Origin of the sequence: Yoonia sp. 2307UL14-13, assembly GCF_037572755.1 — a bacterium.
In the GTDB taxonomy this organism is placed as follows: Bacteria; Pseudomonadota; Alphaproteobacteria; order Rhodobacterales; family Rhodobacteraceae; genus Yoonia.
Genome location: NZ_JBBIFZ010000008.1, coordinates 72,798 through 90,672, shown reverse-complemented (window position 1 = coordinate 90,672; position 17,875 = coordinate 72,798). Strand labels below are relative to the sequence as shown.

At 62.2% G+C, this 17,875-nt stretch carries 18 protein-coding genes; 16 read left to right on the top strand and 2 right to left on the bottom strand.

Annotated features, from left to right (window positions below):
* The first annotated feature begins 89 nt into the window (after nt 1-89).
* The 3 genes from V8J85_RS17080 (at nt 90) to V8J85_RS17070 (ending at nt 3,279) form a co-directional block, all read left to right on the top strand.
* On the top strand, nt 90-1,784 hold the full coding sequence (locus V8J85_RS17080; RefSeq protein ID WP_339954979.1) for an ABC transporter permease: 1,695 nt from the start codon (nt 90-92) through the stop codon (nt 1,782-1,784).
* Entirely contained in the window at nt 1,777-2,418 is a 642-nt protein-coding gene (locus V8J85_RS17075; RefSeq protein ID WP_339954978.1) for an ATP-binding cassette domain-containing protein, read from the top strand. The genes V8J85_RS17080 and V8J85_RS17075 overlap by 8 nt, the downstream gene beginning before the upstream one ends.
* 105 nt (nt 2,419-2,523) lie before the next feature.
* The gene (locus tag V8J85_RS17070) at nt 2,524-3,279 is read left to right on the top strand and encodes a GGDEF domain-containing protein (protein ID WP_339954977.1); all 756 of its coding nucleotides are present in this window, start codon (nt 2,524-2,526) and stop codon (nt 3,277-3,279) included.
* 5 nt (nt 3,280-3,284) lie between these two features.
* Here V8J85_RS17070 and crtC read toward each other — a convergent pair whose 3' ends face one another.
* Nucleotides 3,285-4,157 carry a carotenoid 1,2-hydratase gene (gene crtC, locus V8J85_RS17065; RefSeq protein WP_339955067.1) on the bottom strand — a complete coding sequence of 291 codons (873 nt, stop codon included), beginning with the start codon at nt 4,155-4,157 and terminating at the stop codon, nt 3,285-3,287.
* A complete protein-coding gene (crtD, locus tag V8J85_RS17060) occupies nt 4,121-5,689 on the bottom strand; it encodes a 1-hydroxycarotenoid 3,4-desaturase CrtD (protein ID WP_339954976.1) in 1,569 nt (522 codons plus the stop codon). The genes crtC and crtD overlap by 37 nt, the downstream gene beginning before the upstream one ends.
* Before the next feature lie 62 nt (nt 5,690-5,751).
* On the opposite strand from crtD, the gene V8J85_RS17055 reads away from it, so the two are divergent.
* The 13 genes from V8J85_RS17055 to dxs all read left to right on the top strand — a co-directional run bounded on the left by V8J85_RS17055 (nt 5,752) and on the right by dxs (nt 17,856).
* A complete protein-coding gene (locus V8J85_RS17055) occupies nt 5,752-6,630 on the top strand; it encodes a polyprenyl synthetase family protein (protein WP_339954975.1) in 879 nt (292 codons plus the stop codon).
* Nucleotides 6,630-7,775: a methyltransferase gene (locus tag V8J85_RS17050; RefSeq protein WP_339954974.1), complete on the top strand. Its 1,146-nt coding sequence runs from the start codon at nt 6,630-6,632 to the stop codon at nt 7,773-7,775. Before V8J85_RS17055 ends, V8J85_RS17050 begins: the two co-directional genes overlap by 1 nt.
* A gap of 114 nt (nt 7,776-7,889) precedes the next feature.
* On the top strand, nt 7,890-8,828 hold the full coding sequence (gene bchC / locus V8J85_RS17045; protein WP_339955066.1) for a chlorophyll synthesis pathway protein BchC: 939 nt from the start codon (nt 7,890-7,892) through the stop codon (nt 8,826-8,828).
* Nucleotides 8,825-9,829: a chlorophyllide a reductase iron protein subunit X gene (locus V8J85_RS17040; protein WP_339954973.1), complete on the top strand. Its 1,005-nt coding sequence runs from the start codon at nt 8,825-8,827 to the stop codon at nt 9,827-9,829. Before bchC ends, V8J85_RS17040 begins: the two co-directional genes overlap by 4 nt.
* Nucleotides 9,816-11,408: a chlorophyllide a reductase subunit Y gene (gene bchY, locus V8J85_RS17035; protein WP_339954972.1), complete on the top strand. Its 1,593-nt coding sequence runs from the start codon at nt 9,816-9,818 to the stop codon at nt 11,406-11,408. The genes V8J85_RS17040 and bchY overlap by 14 nt, the downstream gene beginning before the upstream one ends.
* A gap of 73 nt (nt 11,409-11,481) precedes the next feature.
* Complete coding sequence (bchZ, locus tag V8J85_RS17030; RefSeq protein ID WP_339954971.1) at nt 11,482-12,942, top strand: chlorophyllide a reductase subunit Z; 1,461 nt, start codon at nt 11,482-11,484, stop codon at nt 12,940-12,942.
* A complete protein-coding gene (gene pufQ / locus V8J85_RS17025) occupies nt 12,939-13,163 on the top strand; it encodes a cytochrome PufQ (protein WP_339954970.1) in 225 nt (74 codons plus the stop codon). Before bchZ ends, pufQ begins: the two co-directional genes overlap by 4 nt.
* A 141-nt stretch (nt 13,164-13,304) precedes the next feature.
* Nucleotides 13,305-13,460, top strand: a complete 156-nt coding sequence (gene pufB, locus V8J85_RS17020; protein WP_339954969.1) for a light-harvesting antenna LH1, beta subunit — start codon at nt 13,305-13,307, stop codon at nt 13,458-13,460.
* 15 nt (nt 13,461-13,475) lie between these two features.
* Nucleotides 13,476-13,634 carry a light-harvesting antenna LH1, alpha subunit gene (gene pufA / locus V8J85_RS17015; protein WP_339954968.1) on the top strand — a complete coding sequence of 53 codons (159 nt, stop codon included), beginning with the start codon at nt 13,476-13,478 and terminating at the stop codon, nt 13,632-13,634.
* A gap of 107 nt (nt 13,635-13,741) precedes the next feature.
* Nucleotides 13,742-14,572, top strand: a complete 831-nt coding sequence (gene pufL / locus V8J85_RS17010) for a photosynthetic reaction center subunit L (protein WP_339954967.1) — start codon at nt 13,742-13,744, stop codon at nt 14,570-14,572.
* Between the two features lie 14 nt (nt 14,573-14,586).
* A complete protein-coding gene (gene pufM, locus V8J85_RS17005; RefSeq protein WP_339954966.1) occupies nt 14,587-15,513 on the top strand; it encodes a photosynthetic reaction center subunit M in 927 nt (308 codons plus the stop codon).
* An 8-nt stretch (nt 15,514-15,521) separates the two neighbouring features.
* Nucleotides 15,522-15,758: an RC-LH1 core complex protein PufX gene (gene pufX / locus V8J85_RS17000; RefSeq protein WP_339954965.1), complete on the top strand. Its 237-nt coding sequence runs from the start codon at nt 15,522-15,524 to the stop codon at nt 15,756-15,758.
* Between the two features lie 172 nt (nt 15,759-15,930).
* On the top strand, nt 15,931-17,856 hold the full coding sequence (dxs, locus tag V8J85_RS16995) for a 1-deoxy-D-xylulose-5-phosphate synthase (protein WP_339954964.1): 1,926 nt from the start codon (nt 15,931-15,933) through the stop codon (nt 17,854-17,856).
* Nucleotides 17,857-17,875 lie beyond the last annotated feature (19 nt).

The window sequence follows — 17,875 nt, the reverse complement described above, 5'->3', positions numbered from 1 at the left end:
CATGATTGGTTACAGCGCAGTCCCGGGCTTGATCCGGGACCTCGTATAAAGCGCGACGGCCTTGGATCAAGTCCGGGGCTGGGTCACCCATGAAAACCCGCCGTTTTCTCCCTGCTCTGCCGCTCATTACTCTCCTTGCCATGCTCGGCCCGGTGGTCGCGGGCCTTTGGGGCACGCTTCTTCCTGCATTCGGGCACCTGCCCGCCGCTGGGTTGACTGGCCCGTCGCTCGAGCCCTTCCGCGAGCTTTTCGATTGGGCAGGTTTGCCCCGCGCGGTGCTTCTCTCGCTCAGCACGGGTCTTCTTGCCACGCTGATTTCGTTGGCCATTGTCATCCTTTTCACTGCGGGATGGTCCGGTACGCGCCCGTTCCGCGCGATCGAGCGGCTGCTCTCACCACTGCTGTCAGTCCCCCACGCTGCTGCCGCTTTTGGCCTCGCCTTCCTGATCGCACCCTCCGGGTGGCTCGCCCGCGCTGCATCACCGACACTCACGGGGTGGGAACGCCCCCCAGACTTACTGATCGTGCAAGACAGCTGGGGCCTGACGATGACGTTGGGCTTGATCGTCAAAGAGGTGCCCTTCCTGCTCTTGATCACCCTCGCCGCGCTTGGTCAGGCCGATGCAACACGCAGCGTGAGGGTTGCGCAAGCACTGGGTTACGGGCGTCTGACAGGCTGGCTCAAGACGGTGTTCCCACGTGTTTACGCGCAAATCAGACCGCCGGTCTATGTCGTCCTTGCATATGCGATGTCGGTCGTCGATGTCGCTGTGATCCTCGGGCCCAACACGCCGCCCTCGCTCTCGGTACAGATCGTCAAGCTGATGTCCGACCCCGACCTTGCCATGCGGCTGGAAGGGGCGGCTGCGGCGCTCTTGCAGTTGGCGCTGGTTATCGGCGCACTTGCGCTCTGGCGGCTGGGCGAGATTGGCGTATCCCGTCTTTGGCGCCGCTGGATCTACACGGGACAACGGGGCAAGGCCGACCCGATAGTCGCAGGCATGGCACTCAGCATGGCATCGCTTTCGGCGCTTGCGGTTCTCTTGGGCCTTGTCATCCTCGCCATATGGTCCCTTGCCGGGTTCTGGGGCTTCCCTGACGCGCTGCCCGATAGCTTTACTTTGCAGAATTGGGAACGGCACGGGCCCGGCACGCTGCAGGCATTCGGCAAAACCGCTCTGATCGCCTGCACTGCTGCATTCATCGCCCTGCTACTGACCATCGGCTGCCTCGAAGCCGAGCATCGCCACGGCCTGCGTTTCGGCCAGCGATCGGTCTGGTTGCTCTACCTACCGCTATTGATCCCGCAAACGGCCTTCCTGCCCGGCTTGCAGACACTGCTGCTGAACGTAGGCGCGGACAAGGGGCTGCTGCCCGTCATGCTGGCCCATTTGGTCTTTGTTCTGCCCTATGTCTTTCTCTCGCTTGCCGACCCCTACCGCGCATGGGATCATCGCATGGGCACCATCGCGAGCGCCTTGCGGGCAAGCCCGGATGGCGTCCTGTGGCGCGTCAGACTGCCGATGCTGTTGCGGCCCATCCTGACCGCCCTTGCGGTTGGGCTGGCCGTTTCGGTCGGGCAATACCTTCCGACGCTCTTGATAGGCGGCGGCCGGGTAGAGACACTGACGACCGAGGCCGTCGCACTTGCATCAGGCGGTGATCGCCGGGCTATCGGTGTCTATAGCCTGATGCAAACCGGTGCGGCACTGATTCCATTTGCCTTGGTGCTACTGATCCCGGCATTGATCTGGCGCAACAGAAAGGGCCTGCGGCATGGATGAGGGGTTGGATCTGCGCGATGTCTGTATCGAAAAAGACGGCGCCATCCTTTTAGAGGTCAATCACCGGATCGGCCCGGGCGAGGTCCTGACGATCATGGGGCCATCCGGCGTGGGCAAATCAACGCTGCTGTCTTTCGTGACAGGGACGTTGGCACAGGGTTTCGATGCGATGGGTGCCGTCTGGCTGGACGGGCATGACATCACGCACGCCCCCCCGCACCAGCGCCGCGTTGGTATCCTTTTTCAGGACGATCTGCTGTTCCCGCATCTGTCTGTGGGCGCGAATCTGGCCTTTGGGCTGCGGCCCGGCGGTTCGCGGGCAGAACGGCTGACCAAGGTCGAAGCGGCATTGGAGGAAGTCGGCCTTGCCGGTTATGCCAGCCGCGATTCGGCCACGCTGTCCGGCGGACAGAAGGCACGGGTGGCCTTGATGCGGATGCTCCTGTCAGAGCCATGCGCACTGCTGCTGGATGAGCCATTCTCGCGCCTTGATGCGGCCCGACGGGCCCAAATCCGCGACATGGTGTTCGACCGGGCAAGGGCACGGGCGCTGCCGGTTCTGATGGTCACGCATGACGCGGAGGATGCGCGGGCCGCTGGCGGAACCGTGATCACCCTCAGCGAGAGCCGTTAACCATTTTGTCTTAGCAATGTGTTAGGCCCGACCGCGTAAGCATTTGTGTAGGTCCATTCGAATCGCGGCTGGGCCGGTTAGCGTTTGCCATGGGCGGAGTGGCGGTTGGAACGATTTGTACGATTTACGGCCCCAAGGGACAAAATCGACTTTGCAGCCAAGCTGGTCGTGTTCCTGTTCATCTGTGGTGTGCTGAACGACCTGCGCGACCTTGTCATGGATGGCCCGCTTCACAAAAACGATTTCCTGAAAAACTTTACCGATGCCACCTTTACCGCACTACCGATGTGCAGCTTTTCACTTTTGCTGATCGGTCACCTGAACGGCCTGCAGGAACGGCTTTACAAACAGGCAAACCGCGACGCATTGACCCGGCTGCCGAACCGACGCTGGTTCATGGGCAACACGCCAGAACGGCTAAGGGCCGGGCAAGCGCTGATGGTGATCGATATCGACCATTTCAAGCGGATCAACGATCAGTTTGGCCATGATGCGGGTGATCGCTGCCTTGCACAGATGGCTGCGCATGTAGCGGACATTCTGGATGGCATGGGCACATGCGCGCGAATGGGGGGCGAGGAATTCGCCAGTTTTCTTGCGCATGCCGATCAAGGGACGATGCGCGATGCGGGCGATCGGATCAGCGCCGGTTTCGATTTTGTGGCCGAGGACACGCAGATCGTCCGTGTGACTATGTCAGTCGGCGTCGCCGTTGCCAGCAAGGGGCTGACGCGGCTCGACGCGCTGCGGATCGCGGATGCAGCCGTCTACCGGGCCAAGGCGGGTGGCCGCGCACGTTGCATCATACATGTTTCTACGGATGACACGGCCATTGCCGGTCTTATGCAACCGGCTGAGTAACCGGGCTATGGCGCAGGCCAATCCCGTCGCCGCGGCACGCGCACGGCCAGCATCGGCTTGATCAAAGGCGACGCAAAGCGGTTCAGGTCAAGCGCTTCATGCACGCCAGTCACGATCTCACCGTTCAGTTGGGTCTGCACGACAGAGCGGGAATAAAATGGCGCATCCAGCATATTCAGCACCTGGCGTGGCGTCGTTTCCGGATCGGCTCGTGTTTCGCGCCGAACCTGCCACAATGACCGACGAAACGGGGTACGCGGCGGGGCGTCAACCATCCAGGCCCGACCGTCACGATCAAACGCAACCGCGGCATCCAGCGTCGTCCCATCACGTCGCGTCGCATCATAAATGCATGTGGCCCCGTCGCGGGTCGGATACCGCCCCCACGTCCAAAAGCTGAAATCCTGCTCAAGCGCGCGGGTCCCGAAATTCGCGTCGAAATAGCCGTGACCCGACCATTGCCAGCCCTTCGCCTCCAGATCGACTTTGATATCGGCCGAGGGCGCGAAGGGCCGCCAGACATGCGTACCGTCTTCGGTCAACGGCATTTCAACGGATGTGAGGGCATGCGGCGTGACGATGATCTGCCCCCGCACGCGACTGATCAGCGGCGGGCTCGCAATCTCATTGACGTTGATCACCAGTGCGTCACCGTTCCAATGCATGCTGGATGGCCCCACAGTGAAAGTGTTCGCCGTCGTCTTCAGTGCTTCCCGCCCCCGGTCGGTCATCGTGAACCGCCCGCCAGGGCCGTAGGTGGCCACGTTGATGCAGCAATGATTGGCCGGGTCCTTGCGCCCCGACCACGCATACCACGGCGAAAAGACCGAACCGATAAACCCTATGACGCTGACGGCTTTGATCCCGCAGTCGCTGATCCCGTCAACATACCACCAGGCATAGCCGTTGGGCGGGACGTCGAGGTTGAAGAATGGTCGGTCATGATCGCATCTGCCGCATGCCGGGCGGAGAGGGTCGCCATCGGCACACCCGCCCCCGGATGCGCCCCGCCCCCGCACAGGTACAGGCCCGGCAGTGTCGTCCGTGCCGTCGGGCGCCTGAACGCCGCCATCAGCCCGTGCGGGCTGCGCCCGTAAAGCGACCCTTGGCTGCCCGGAAACAATGCGTCGAAACCCTCCGGCATCGTCAGTGCCGCCGTGGTCGGGGTCGGCGTAAACGTCAGCCCGAATGTTTTGAACCTGTCCAATATCTGTGTCTGACATCGGCTTGCCTCCTCTGGCGGGATATCGGGATTGGGTGGGGCGTTCAGGATGACCTCAAAGCGTTGCAGGGCATCTGGCCCGGCGGCGCCGTAATCCTGCACACATAGATAAAGGGTGGCGTCAGTCGGGATATGGCCCGTAGCCAGCGGCTTGAACTCCGCCGCCGGATCATGCGCGAAAAAGACGTTGTGATGCGCAAGATCGACGCCTTCCGGGATCGCCGCAAAGGCCTGCACACACGCGCTCAGGCTGCGGGGTTCGACTGCATCAGCCCGCACGGCGCTCTGCGGTGCAGGTCCAAGCAACCCCATGGTCAAAGCACGCGGATCGCCGTTGAACAGAACGACATCCGCCGCAATATGACCGGTAGCGGTTTCGACACCGGACACGCGGCCATTTTGCTGGCTGATCCGCGTGACATGGCTGTCATAGCGAAACACGACACCCTTCTGCTTCGCCAAGGCTGCGATGGTGCGGGCGACCTGATGCATCCCCCCTTCGACGGTCCAGACGCCCCGCGCCTCGGCATGCGAAATCAGCGCCAGAATCGCGGGCGACGCATAAGGCGATCCGCCCACATAGGTCGCGTAGCGCCCAAAAAGCTGCGCAAGTTTCGGCTCGCTAAAGGCGCCCCGCAAAAGCCCCGCAAGGCTGCGATGCGGGGCCATATCCGCGATAAGACGGGGCTGGCCAAGGACGGTCCGGGTCACGGCCATCTGGTCCGGCGCCGCCGTTCTCATCATCGGTGCGTCGAACGCCTTGAACAACCGCCGCGCACGGGCCGCGAAACGGGCGAATTGTCGGGCTGCCGTATCCCCGAAAACGGCGCGAATGTTGGCTGCGCTTTCCAGAGGATCGGCACTCAGGTCCAGCACCGTGCCATCATCCCAGAAATGCCGGGCGAGCGTCTTGAGAGGTGTCAGTGTCAGATGATCGGACAATATCTCATCCGCATCCGCGAACAAATCCTCGAATACCTCACGCATCGTCAGCACGGTCGGGCCCGCATCGACAGGTCCGGCATCGCTGTCCACCACCCGCATCTTGCCGCCTGGCGCGCCATGCCGCTCGAGCACGGTGACGGCACAACCACGCGCGCGCAGCCGCAAAGCGGCGGAAAGCCCGCCAATACCCGCACCGACAATAACCACTTTCGGTGCACCGTTATGCTCGGATTCATGTCGCATCGGATTTACATTGACACATGTAAACTAAAATGGACACTATGAACCGTCAGCGGGAGACTCCTATGAAAATCTCTGATCGGATCGAAACAGCCGTCAATGCCGCTATCCGACAGGGTCAGGGTGGACTGGCACCGGTCAAACTGGCCGCGGCGCTTGACTATGCCGTCAAACCCGGCGGGGCGCGGATCAGGCCAACGATCCTGATGTCCGTGGCAATGGCCTGCGGCGATGACCGACCTGACCTGACAAATGCGGCGGCTGCGGCTTTGGAAGTCATCCATTGCGCCAGCCTTGTCCATGATGACCTGCCCTGTTTTGACGATGCCGATCTACGGCGGGGCAAGCCTGCACTGCACCGCGCTTTCTCGGAACCTCTTGCAGTGCTCACTGGCGATAGCCTTATCATCATGGCGTTTCAACAACTGGCAATGGCAGCGGGTCACACGCCGAACCGCGCCATGCAACTGATCGAAATCCTCAGCACCCGCACCGGCATGCCGAATGGCATTTGCGCGGGGCAAGGCTGGGAAAGCGAAGACAAGATCGACCTGTCCGCCTACCACCAATCCAAGACCGGTGCACTTTTCATCGCGGCCACCCAGATGGGTGCCGTCGCCGCCGGGCAAGAGGCAGAACCATGGGAAGAACTCGGCGCCCGCATCGGTGAGGCATTCCAGGTCGCCGACGACCTGCGTGATGCGCTGTGCGATGAGGCCACGCTTGGCAAACCTGCAGGGCAAGACGACCTGCACGGACGGCCTAACGCGGTGGCGGCTCTTGGCATCTACGGTGCCGTGCAGCGGTTCGACGACATCCTTGGCGGGGCGATCGCCTCGATCCCCGCCTGCCCGGGTGAGGCCGCCTTGGCGCAGATGGTCCGCGCCTATGCCGACAAACTGGTTCCCGCAGGCGCGCGCAAACGCACCGTTCCTGGCGAATAATGGCTGACCTGGACCTGCCCGGCGCGGGTCTGCATCCGCCAGCGATACCCCGCAAATCCTCTTGGCTGATCCGCCTTGTCGCCTCCCGCCGCTTCCAAAGCTGGGCTGCGCGTTTTCCGTTGACCCGTCGGATCGTCCGGCACGAGGGAGAAGCGATGTTCGATCTGGTTGCTGGCTTCTGCCATAGCCAAATCCTGCAGGCCCTCGTGAAACTTGAGATTTTCGACGCCTTGCTAAAGGCCGAACATCCTACCCCGACCTTGGCCCGCATCGCGCGGGTGCCCGATGACCGCATGCGCGCTCTGCTTTGCGGTGGGGCCGCCCTTGGCTTACTGCACAAACGGCGGAACGGAAACTATGCCCTGACGACACGCGGCGCGGCATTGGCCACTGTGCCCGGCCTGAAAGGCATGATCGCCCACCACGATGTGCTCTACCGCGATCTCGCCGATCCGGTGGCGTTCTTCCGGGGCGAGGTCGAAACCGAACTCGCCGCATTCTGGCCCTATGTCTTTGGGGCCGGGGCCGCCGATGATCCGCAACAGGCGGCCACCTATTCTGAACTGATGGCCGACAGCCAGACACTCGTGGCAGAGGATACGCTGGCTGCAATCTCGCTTGATGGCGTGCGGCATCTGATGGATGTCGGCGGCGGCAGCGGGGCATTCCTCTGCGCCGCAGCGGCACGGCACCCACAGCTTCGTTTGAGCCTGTTCGACCTGCCTGCGGTCGCTCCGGCCGCGCAAGCGCGCTTCGAATCTGCAGGGCTTGATGACCGCACCACGATCCACCCCGGCTCTTTCCGGGACGATCCTTTGCCCAAGGGTCCGGACATGATCTGCCTCGTGCGGGTTCTTTATGACCACAGCGACGACACGGTCGGGGCGCTACTGCGCGCCGTGTACGCGGCGCTGCCCAAAGGCGGTCGTATCCTCATCTCGGAACCGATGACCGGCGGCGCACGTCCGACGCGGCCCGGTGACGCTTATTTCGCCCTTTACTGTATGGCGATGCGAACCGGGCAGGCCCGGGCGCCCGCCGATATTAGCGCGCTCATGGCGCAAGCCGGTTTTGCCCGCATCGGCCGGCAGCGGACCGCAAGGCCGTTTGTCACCTCGGTGATAACTGGTGTCAGGCTAGATTGACACTTTGTATGTCTAAATTGATTGACACTACGCTGCGTCAAGCTAGACTGACGGCAAGGACAGAGTGTCGCGGGTGAGTCCACGTGGGGGCAGATGCGACATGTGGGAGACGTTTTGGACACCAAGGCAGTCATACTGACAGCGCCCGGAAAACTGGGCCTTGATCGCATCGGCATCACGCCGCCAAAGGCAGCTGATGTGGTCGTGCAGATCAGGCACTCGGGCATCTCGACCGGTACGGAAAAGCTGTTCTGGACTGGTGAAATGCCGCCCTTCCCCGGTATGGGCTATCCACTGATCCCCGGCTATGAGGCCGCTGGCGAAATCGTCGAGGCAGGCCCGGACAGCGGCCTGCGAGTTGGCGATCATATCTTCGTGCCCGGTGCAAATTGTTATGATGGCGCGCATGGATTGTTCGGGGCGGCTGCGCAAACCATCGTGACTAACGCATCGCGGGTCACCCGTATTGATCGGGGGCTTGGTGCCGCCGGTGCCTTGTTGGCGCTTGCGGCCACAGCGCGCCATGCAATGGCGGGGCACGGTAAGGCGGTCCCGGATCTGATCGTGGGCCACGGTGTTCTGGGTCGTCTTCTGGCCCGCCTGACCATCGCCGCCGGCGCACCCGCGCCGACAGTGTGGGAGGTTGATCCTGTCCGCATGACCGGCGCCCAAGGTTACGAAGTCATGACACCCGACACCGACACGCGCCGCGACTATCAGTCGATCTATGACGCCTCCGGCCAAGGCGATCTGCTCAACGATCTGATCGGGCGCATCGCCAAAGGCGGTGAAATCGTGCTCGCGGGCTTCTACACGGCGCCCCTGCAATTCGCTTTCCCACCCGCCTTCATGAAAGAGGCGCGGCTGCGCATCAGCGCGGAATGGACACCCGATGACATGACCGCAACGAAGGCATTGGTCGAGGCCGGGACGCTCGAACTCGCCGACCTGATCACTCACCAACACAAGGCTGATGCGGCCAAGGCGGCTTACGAAACCGCCTTCACCGATCCGCATTGCCTGAAAATGATCCTGAACTGGGGAACCGCATGAAGGACGAAATACCAAATCTCAAGGATTTCGATCAGCGTCTGCGGGATGAGGCGGCGGAAGAGCCTTCGTTGGAGGTGCCCCAAGGCGAACCCACATCCAAAACCCAGATCATCGCGATCTATGGCAAGGGTGGGATCGGCAAATCCTTCACGCTAGCCAATCTCAGCCACATGATGGCCGAGATGGGCAAGCGCGTGCTGCTGATCGGCTGCGACCCCAAATCCGACACGACCAGCCTGCTCTTCGGTGGCAAGGCCTGTCCGACGATCATCGAAACATCTGCGAAAAAGAAAATCGCCGGTGAAGAGGTCCAGATCGGCGATGTCTGCTTCAAACGCGGCGGCGTGTTCGCGATGGAGCTTGGCGGGCCCGAGGTCGGCCGCGGCTGCGGCGGGCGCGGGATCATCCACGGCTTCGAACTGCTTGAAAAGCTCGGCTTCCACGACTGGGATTTCGACTACGTCTTGCTCGATTTCCTGGGCGACGTCGTCTGCGGCGGCTTCGGCCTGCCGATCGCGCGGGACATGGCGCAAAAGGTGATCCTTGTCGGGTCGAACGACCTGCAAAGCCTCTACGTGGCGAACAACGTCTGCTCCGCCGTCGAATATTTCCGCAAGCTCGGCGGCAATGTCGGCGTCGCGGGCCTTGTGATCAACAAGGATGACGGCACGGGCGAGGCTGCTGCTTTCGCCAAAGCCGTCGACATCCCCATCCTCGCCGCGATCCCGCAGGATGACGACCTGCGGAAGAAATCCGCTAATTACCAGATCGTCGGTACGTCCAAATCCCAATGGGGCGACATGTTCGCCGGCCTGGCCGAAGCCGTCGCTGGCGCGCCGCCTGTCCGCCCGACACCATTGGATCAGGACGGTCTGCTGGGCCTCTTCGATGCGAAGGATACGGGCGGCGACTACCAACTGGTCCCCGCCACCGATGCCGACATGCGCGGCAAGCATGCCAAGCCAAAAGAGTCGCTCGAGGTGATCTATGACGACGCCTGACGTGCAGGGATACGAAGTCGGCTACGATGACGCGGGCAATGTCCAGATCATCGAGGGCCAGGCGCGGGCAGAGGTCCCGGATCAAGTCCGGGACGCCATAGCGCTTGAAGGCGGATGTACCGCCGGAGCGGCGACGATGGAGGCCGCCGCGCGCGAGGCAGGCAAATCCGACATCCTCGACCAATACGCCAAGGACTATCCGCAAGGACCCCACGACCAGCCACAAAGCATGTGTCCGGCATTCGGATCCTTGCGCGTAGGCCTACGGATGAAACGTGTGGCCACGGTACTTTCTGGGTCCGCCTGCTGTGTTTATGGGCTGACCTTCGTCTCACATTTCTACGGCGCGCGACGGTCGGTCGGCTATGTGCCGTTCAACTCCGAGACACTCGTCACCGGCAAGCTGTTCGAGGACATCCGCGAAAGCGTCCACGACATGGCCGACCCGGATCGCTACGACGCGATTGTGGTGACGAACCTCTGCGTGCCCACAGCTTCTGGCGTGCCGCTGCGGCTGTTGCCCCGCGAGATCAACGGCGTGCGGATCGTCGGCATCGACGTCCCCGGCTTCGGCATCCCGACCCATGCCGAGGCAAAGGATGTGCTGGCAGGCGCGATGCTGGACTATGCGCGCGAAGAAATCGCCGCCGGACCCGTCCAAGCACCCGTCGGCGGAAAATCCGACCGCCCGACCGTGACCATGCTGGGCGAGATGTTTCCCGCAGACCCGATGATGATCGGCGCGATGCTGGCCCCCATGGGCCTCGCCACAGGTCCGGTCGTGCCGACACGCGAATGGCGCGAACTTTATGCAGCGCTCGATTGTGGCGCGGTCGCGGCGATCCATCCGTTCTACACGGCGGCGATCCGGTCGTTCAAAGCCGCCGGGCGCCCGGTGATCGGCTCGGCCCCCGTGGGTCATGACGGCACGGCAGCATGGCTCGCGCAGATCGGTGATGTGTTCAACGTCCCGCAAGCGCAAATCGCCGCCGCGCAAAACGCCTTCCTGCCCGCGATAAAAGGCGCGCTGGAAGGGGCAAAGATCAACGGCACGATCACACTGTCGGGCTACGAAGGCTCCGAACTTCTGGTCGCGCGCCTGCTCGTCGAAAGTGGCGCGAACGTGCCGTATGTCGGCACGGCTTGCCCGAAAACACCATGGTCTGCCGATGACGCCGCATGGCTCGAAGGTAAGGGCGTGAAGGTAACCTACCGCGCCTCGCTCGAGGATGATCTGGCTGCCGTCGATGCGATCAAACCCGACCTCGCCATCGGCACAACACCGGTGGTCCAGCACGCGAAAGAGCGGGGCATCCCGGCGCTCTACTTCACCAATCTGATTTCGGCACGGCCACTCATGGGGCCAGCGGGTGGGGGCTCGCTGGCTCAGGTGGTCAATACGGCGATTGCAGGGAAGGAAAAGATGGACCGGATGCGCGCCTTTTTCGAAGGTGTTGGGGTCGAGGATACAGCAGGCGTCTGGGAAGGGTCGCCCAATCTGCGGCCCGACTTCCGGGCGCAGCATCAGAAAAAGCTCGACAAAATGGCCCGCGCCACCAAAGCGCAGGAAATGATATGAAGAATTTTGGCCAAAATTCTCCGGTGGGAAAAAATCTTCGTGACGAAGATTTTTGGGCCGTGGGAGGCGGATCATGCTGATCACCGATCATGATCGCGCTGGCGGCTATTGGGGTGCCGTTTACGCCTTCTGCGCCGTGAAGGGCCTGCAGGTTGTGATCGACGGCCCGGTCGGTTGCGAAAACCTGCCCGTCACATCTGTCCTCCACTATACCGATGGTCTACCGCCCCATGAGTTGCCGATCGTTGTCACCGGCCTCAGCGAAGATGAGATGGGCGAAGGCACCGAAGAGGCGATGAAACGTGCCTGGGATGTGCTGGACCCGGCACTGCCCGCCGTCGTCGTGACGGGCTCAATCGCCGAGATGATCGGCGGCGGTGTCACTCCGCAAGGCACCAATATTCAACGTTTCCTGCCGCGTACGATTGATGAGGATCAATGGGAATGCGCCGACCGGGCAATGACCTGGATCTTCACAGAATTCGGGATGACCAAAGGGCGGATGCCGCCTGAGAAGAAGCGCGAAGAAGATGCCAAGCCCCGCGTGAATATCCTCGGACCGATGTATGGCGCGTTCAACATGCCCTCTGACCTCGCCGAAATCCGACGTCTGGTCGAAGGAATCGGGGCCGAGATCAACATGGTCATGCCGCTGGGTGCCCATGTGGCCGAGATGCGCAATCTGGTGAATGCCGACGTCAACATCACCATGTATCGCGAATTCGGGCGCGGGCTGTGCGAAGTGCTGGGCAAGCCATACCTGCAAGCGCCGTTCGGCATCGACAGCACAACCAAGTTTCTGCGCAAGCTGGGTGAATTGCTGGACCTCGACCCGGAACCCTTCATCGAACGCGAGAAGCATTCGACAATTAAACCCGTCTGGGACCTCTGGCGTTCGGTCACGCAGGATTTCTTTGCCACCGCCGAATTCGGGATCGTCGCGAACGAAACCTATGCAAGGGGCGTGCGCAATTTCCTCGAAAACGATCTGGGTTTCCCTTGCGCCTTCGCGGTCGCCCGCTGCCGCGGCAAGAAGACGAATAACGAAGAAGTCCGCAGCCTGATCCAGACCAAACGCCCGCTCGTGGTGCTCGGGTCGATCAATGAAAAGATGTACATGGCCGAGATGAAGGCCGGGCATGGGCCGCAGCCTGTCTTCATCCCCGCCAGCTTCCCCGGCGCCGCAATCCGGCGCGCGACAGGAACGCCATTCATGGGCTACGCAGGTGCGACCTACCTGCTGCAAGAGGTCTGCAACGGGCTGTTCGACGCGCTTTTCCACATCCTGCCGCTCGCCACCGACATGGATGCGGGCGACGCAACACTCACACCTTTGCGCCGCGATTTCCCGTGGGATGCCGACGCGCAAGCGAAACTGGATGAGATCGTTGCGACCCATCCGATCCTCACACGTATTTCGGCCGCCAAAACGCTGCGTGATGCAGCCGAGCGCGCGGCCCTCGACGCTGGCCAGAACCGGGTGGTTCTGGAAACGGTCGAGACCCTCAACGCCACTTCGGGAGGACCACAATGACTGACTTCACCAGTGACGCACCACTCGTCCGTAACCGGACAGCCCCACCGAAACGGGAATACTACGCCTATTTCACGCTGATCTTTCTGGCGACCCTGCCGCTCGCGTTCCTGACCTGGACGCTCAGCGCCGCACGGCAGATGCAACTGCCCGAAAAGGGACCCTTCGCCAAGGCCTGGACCCAGGCCCGGATCATCACGCCGCATATATTCAACGCATGAAGCTGCGGCACGACATTTGCCCATCAGGGCACACGACATTCGCCATGCCCCCGTGGGTTGGCGGATTAGGGCAGAGGAAGAGCTTCTGTCGTAACCCGGCCGCGGGGGCTGCGCGGCGTCAGTACCTTTTGGAGACAAAACATGGCTGACAATTCGGACCTGTCTTTCACAGGTCTCACTGACGAGCAGGCCCAGGAGCTGCACGCAGTGTATATGAGCGGCTTCGGACTTTTCACAGTCGTCGCAGTCGTCGCTCATATCCTGACGTACATCAAGCTGCCCTGGTTCAGCTGGTAAGGAAGGGAAAAAGACATGGCACAGTTCTACAAGATCTGGCTGGTTTTCGACCCGCGCCGCGTTTTCGTGGCACAGGGCGTTTTCCTGTTCCTGCTGGCAGCGATGATTCACCTCGTCCTGCTTAGCAACCCAACCACAAACTGGTTCACGCTCGCCTTTGGTGGCGCGCCGTAACCGGTTTGCCGGGACAAGATCGCTACGGGCGGGTCATCCGCTCCGCCCGTAGCAAACACCTGAATTGACGATGGCGGGACGCAGCCTGCCAAGCATGGAGTAGGAAGATGGCACAGCTCAGCTTCGAGAGAAAATACCGGGTCCGAGGCGGGACCTTGGTTGGCGGTGATCTGTTCGACTTCTGGGTGGGGCCATTCTACGTGGGCTTCTTCGGGGTCACGACATTCTTTTTCGCCGTCCTTGGGACGATTTTGATCTTTTACGGGGCCTCACAAGGCCCGACATGGAACCCGTGGTTGATATCCATTAACCCGCCGCCGCTGGAATATGGATTGGGGCCAGCCCCACTCCTGAACGGCGGCCTTTGGCAGATCATCACGATCTGCGCCATCGGGGCCTTCGTCAGCTGGATGATGCGCGAGGTTGAAATCTGCCGCAAACTCGGCATCGGCTACCACGTACCGTTCGCGTTCGGCGTGGCGATCCTTGCCTATGTAACGCTGGTGGTGATCCGGCCGGTGCTGCTGGGCGCCTGGGGGCATGGCTTCCCATATGGCATCTTCAGCCACCTCGATTGGGTGAACAACGTGGGCTACGCCTATGGCAACTTCCACTACAACCCCGCGCACATGATCGCGATCACGTTCTTCTTCACGACGTGTCTGGCGCTGGCGCTGCACGGGTCACTCGTCCTGTCGGCGGTCAACCCGCCCAAAGGGCAGGAAATCAAATCACCCGATCACGAAGACACCTATTTCCGCGATCTGATCGGCTATTCCATCGGGCCATTGGGCATTCACCGTCTAGGCCTGTTTCTGGCGCTGAATGCCGGGTTCTGGAGCGCGGTCTGCATCGTGATTTCCGGCACCGTCTGGTTCGAGGAATGGATCGTCTGGTGGGATTGGTACTACGAACTGCCCTGGTGGCGGGATCTGTAAGGAGGATATGAACAATGGCTGAATATCAGAATATCTTCACCCAGGTTCAGGTGCAGGGCCCGCCCGAGATGGGCGTGAACCCCAACAGCAACCCGGCTTCTGAACGGATCGGCAAGGGCGGTTTCTCGAAACTGCTTGGCTGGTTCGGGAATGCGCAGCTGGGCCCGCTCTATCTGGGGTCATTCGGGGTGATCTCACTCGCGACCGGTCTGATCTGGTTCGTCATGGTCGGCATGGCGTTCTGGGCACAGGCCGACTACAACCCCGCGATTTTCCTGCGCGATCTGTTCTGGCTATCGCTTGATCCACCATCACCGGGCTATGGGCTGGGCATGCCGCCCATGAACGACGGCGGGTACTTCATGATCGCCTCGTTCTTCCTGCTGATCTCGGTGCTGACTTGGTGGGTGCGCACCTACCTGCGGGCCGAGGCGCTGGGCATGGGCAAACATGTGGCGTGGGCCTTTGCCTCTGCCATCTGGCTGTTCCTCGTGCTGGGTCTCTTCCGGCCGATCCTGATGGGCGACTGGTCCGAGATGGTGCCATATGGCGTCTTCAGCCACCTCGACTGGACAAACCTGTTCTCGATCACCTACGGCAACCTGTTCTACAACCCCTTCCACGCGCTTTCGATCGTGTTCCTCTATGGCTCGGCCCTGCTGTTCGCCATGCACGGGGCGACGATTCTTGCCGTCAGCCGCTTCGGCGGTGAGCGCGAGATCGAACAGATCGTCGACCGGGGTACCGCCACCGAACGGGCCGCCCTGTTCTGGCGCTGGACCATGGGCTTTAACGCCACGATGGAGGGCATTCACCGCTGGGCATGGTGGTTCGCGGTGCTGACCACGCTGACCGGCGGAATCGGGATCCTATTGACCGGCACGGTCGTGGATAACTGGTTCGTCTGGGCCCAAGAACACGGCTTTGCCCCGCTGGATTAAGGAGAGAGATGATGAAAAACGAAAACATCCTCGACATGAGCGAAAAGAGCCGGCTGTCAGCGGACATCACGCTCTTGATGCTCAAGGGTGCGGGCTATGCAGCGTTGTTCTGCCTGTCGGTCTGGCTGATCATCGCGGTCTTCGCGCTGATCGGAAACGCCCTGCCGGATGAAAGCCGCGATACACCCGACCCGATCAATCGGTCATCGCTCACGTTGCCAGTAGATATGGTTCAAGTGACCTGATTGACCGGGGCGGTGCGCGACGCTGCCGCCCCGGTCTACGCCGTCGAGCCTCCCTCCCTGGCGGGTTCGTCATTGGGGCCTTGCGCCTCAGTTCCCTTCCTGTTGGCTACAGGAGACTGGCGTCGCAAGAGGGCTACCCCTTGCGACGCTTTTTCATTTTTGAGGTGCTGCCATGACAGATCGTCCCGAAACGCCCTTCCTCGACACAGTTGCCGGGCCAGCCGATCTGCGACGGCTAAACGACACGGCGCTGGCCAACCTCGCCGATGATCTGCGGGCCGAGGTGATTTCGGCGGTATCAGAGACCGGCGGCCACCTGGGATCGTCCCTTGGCGTCGTCGAACTCACCGTGGCCTTGCATGCCGTCTTCGACACACCCCGGGACAAGCTGATCTGGGATGTCAGCCACCAATGCTACCCGCACAAAGTGCTCACTGGCCGCCGTGACCGCATCCGCACCCTCCGGCAGGAGGGCGGGCTATCCGGCTTCACCAAACGCAGCGAAAGCGACTATGACCCGTTCGGCGCCGCCCATTCCAGCACCTCCATTTCAGCCGCCCTTGGTTTCACCGTGGGCCGCGACATGGGCATGGCCACCGGCGACGCCATCGCCGTCATCGGCGACGGCGCGATCAGCGCAGGCATGGCCTACGAGGCGCTGAACAACGCAGGCGCTGAAGGTCGCCGCCTGTTCGTCATTCTCAACGACAACGAAATGTCCATCGCGCCACCAACAGGGGCCATGTCCAAATACCTGTCCAGCCTCTACGCCTCACCCATGGGCGAGTTGCACAAGATGGCCGAGGGTTTCGAGGCCGCTTTACCCGGACCAATCCGCGACCACGCTAGGCGCGCACGGCAACTCGTCACAGGCATGCAAACCGGCGGCTCCGGCACCCTCTTCGAGGAACTCGGCTTCAACTATATCGGCCCCATCGACGGGCACGACATGTCACAGCTTCTGCCCGTCTTACGGGCCTCCCGCACCCGCGCCACCGGCCCGGTCCTGATCCATGTCTGCACGACCAAAGGCAAAGGCTACGCCCCTGCCGAAGACAGCGCCGATTGCGGGCATGGCGTGTCGAAATTCGACGTACAAACCGGTGCACAGGCGAAAGCCAACGCCAACGCGCCCGCCTATACCAAGGTATTCGGTCAGGCGCTCACCGAAGAGGCCGCGCGCGACCCCTCCATCGTCGCCGTCACCGCCGCCATGCCATCCGGCACCGGCGTGAACATCATGGGCGACCGTTTCCCAGCGCGTGTCTTCGACGTCGGCATCGCCGAACAACACGCGGTTACCTTCAGCGCAGGCATGGCCGCCAGCGGGCTCAAACCCTTCTGCGCGATCTACTCCACCTTCCTGCAACGCGGCTACGATCAGGTCGTTCACGACGTCGCCCTGCAAAACCTACCCGTCCGCTTCGCCATCGACCGGGCCGGTCTCGTCGGCGCCGACGGTCCGACACATGCAGGCGCGTTCGACATCGGCTACATGGCGGCCCTGCCCAACATGGTGGTCATGGCCGCCGGGGACGAGGCCGAACTGATGCACATGGTGCGCACCGCCGCCGCCTACGACTCGGGGCCGATCGCTTTCCGCTACCCTCGCGGCGCCGGGGTCGGCGTCGACCTGCCCGACCGCGGCGAGATCATCGCAATCGGCAAAGGCCGCATCGTGCAAGAGGGCAGCGACATCGCCCTCCTCTCCTTCGGCGCGCATCTTACCGAATGCCGCGAAGCCGCCGGTCAAATGGCCGCGCAAGGTCTGTCGACCACCATCGCCGACGCCCGCTTCGCCAAACCACTCGACCGAGACCTGATACGGCAACTCCTCAAAAACCACCGCGCCCTGATCACCGTCGAACAAGGCGCGAGGGGAGGCTTCGGCGCCATGGTCCTGCACGACCTCGCCAATGACGGCCTGCTCGACGGAAGGTGCCGAATCCGGACAATGACGCTCCCCGACCGGTACATCGACCAAGCGTCCCCCGCCGCCATGTACGCCGACGCCGGGCTAACCGCGGTGGACATTGCGGCAACAGCGATGCAGGCGGCTGGGGTGAAATTGAAGCGGTCGCCTGTGGGCGTGGCATAGACCGGCTGCACATAACATC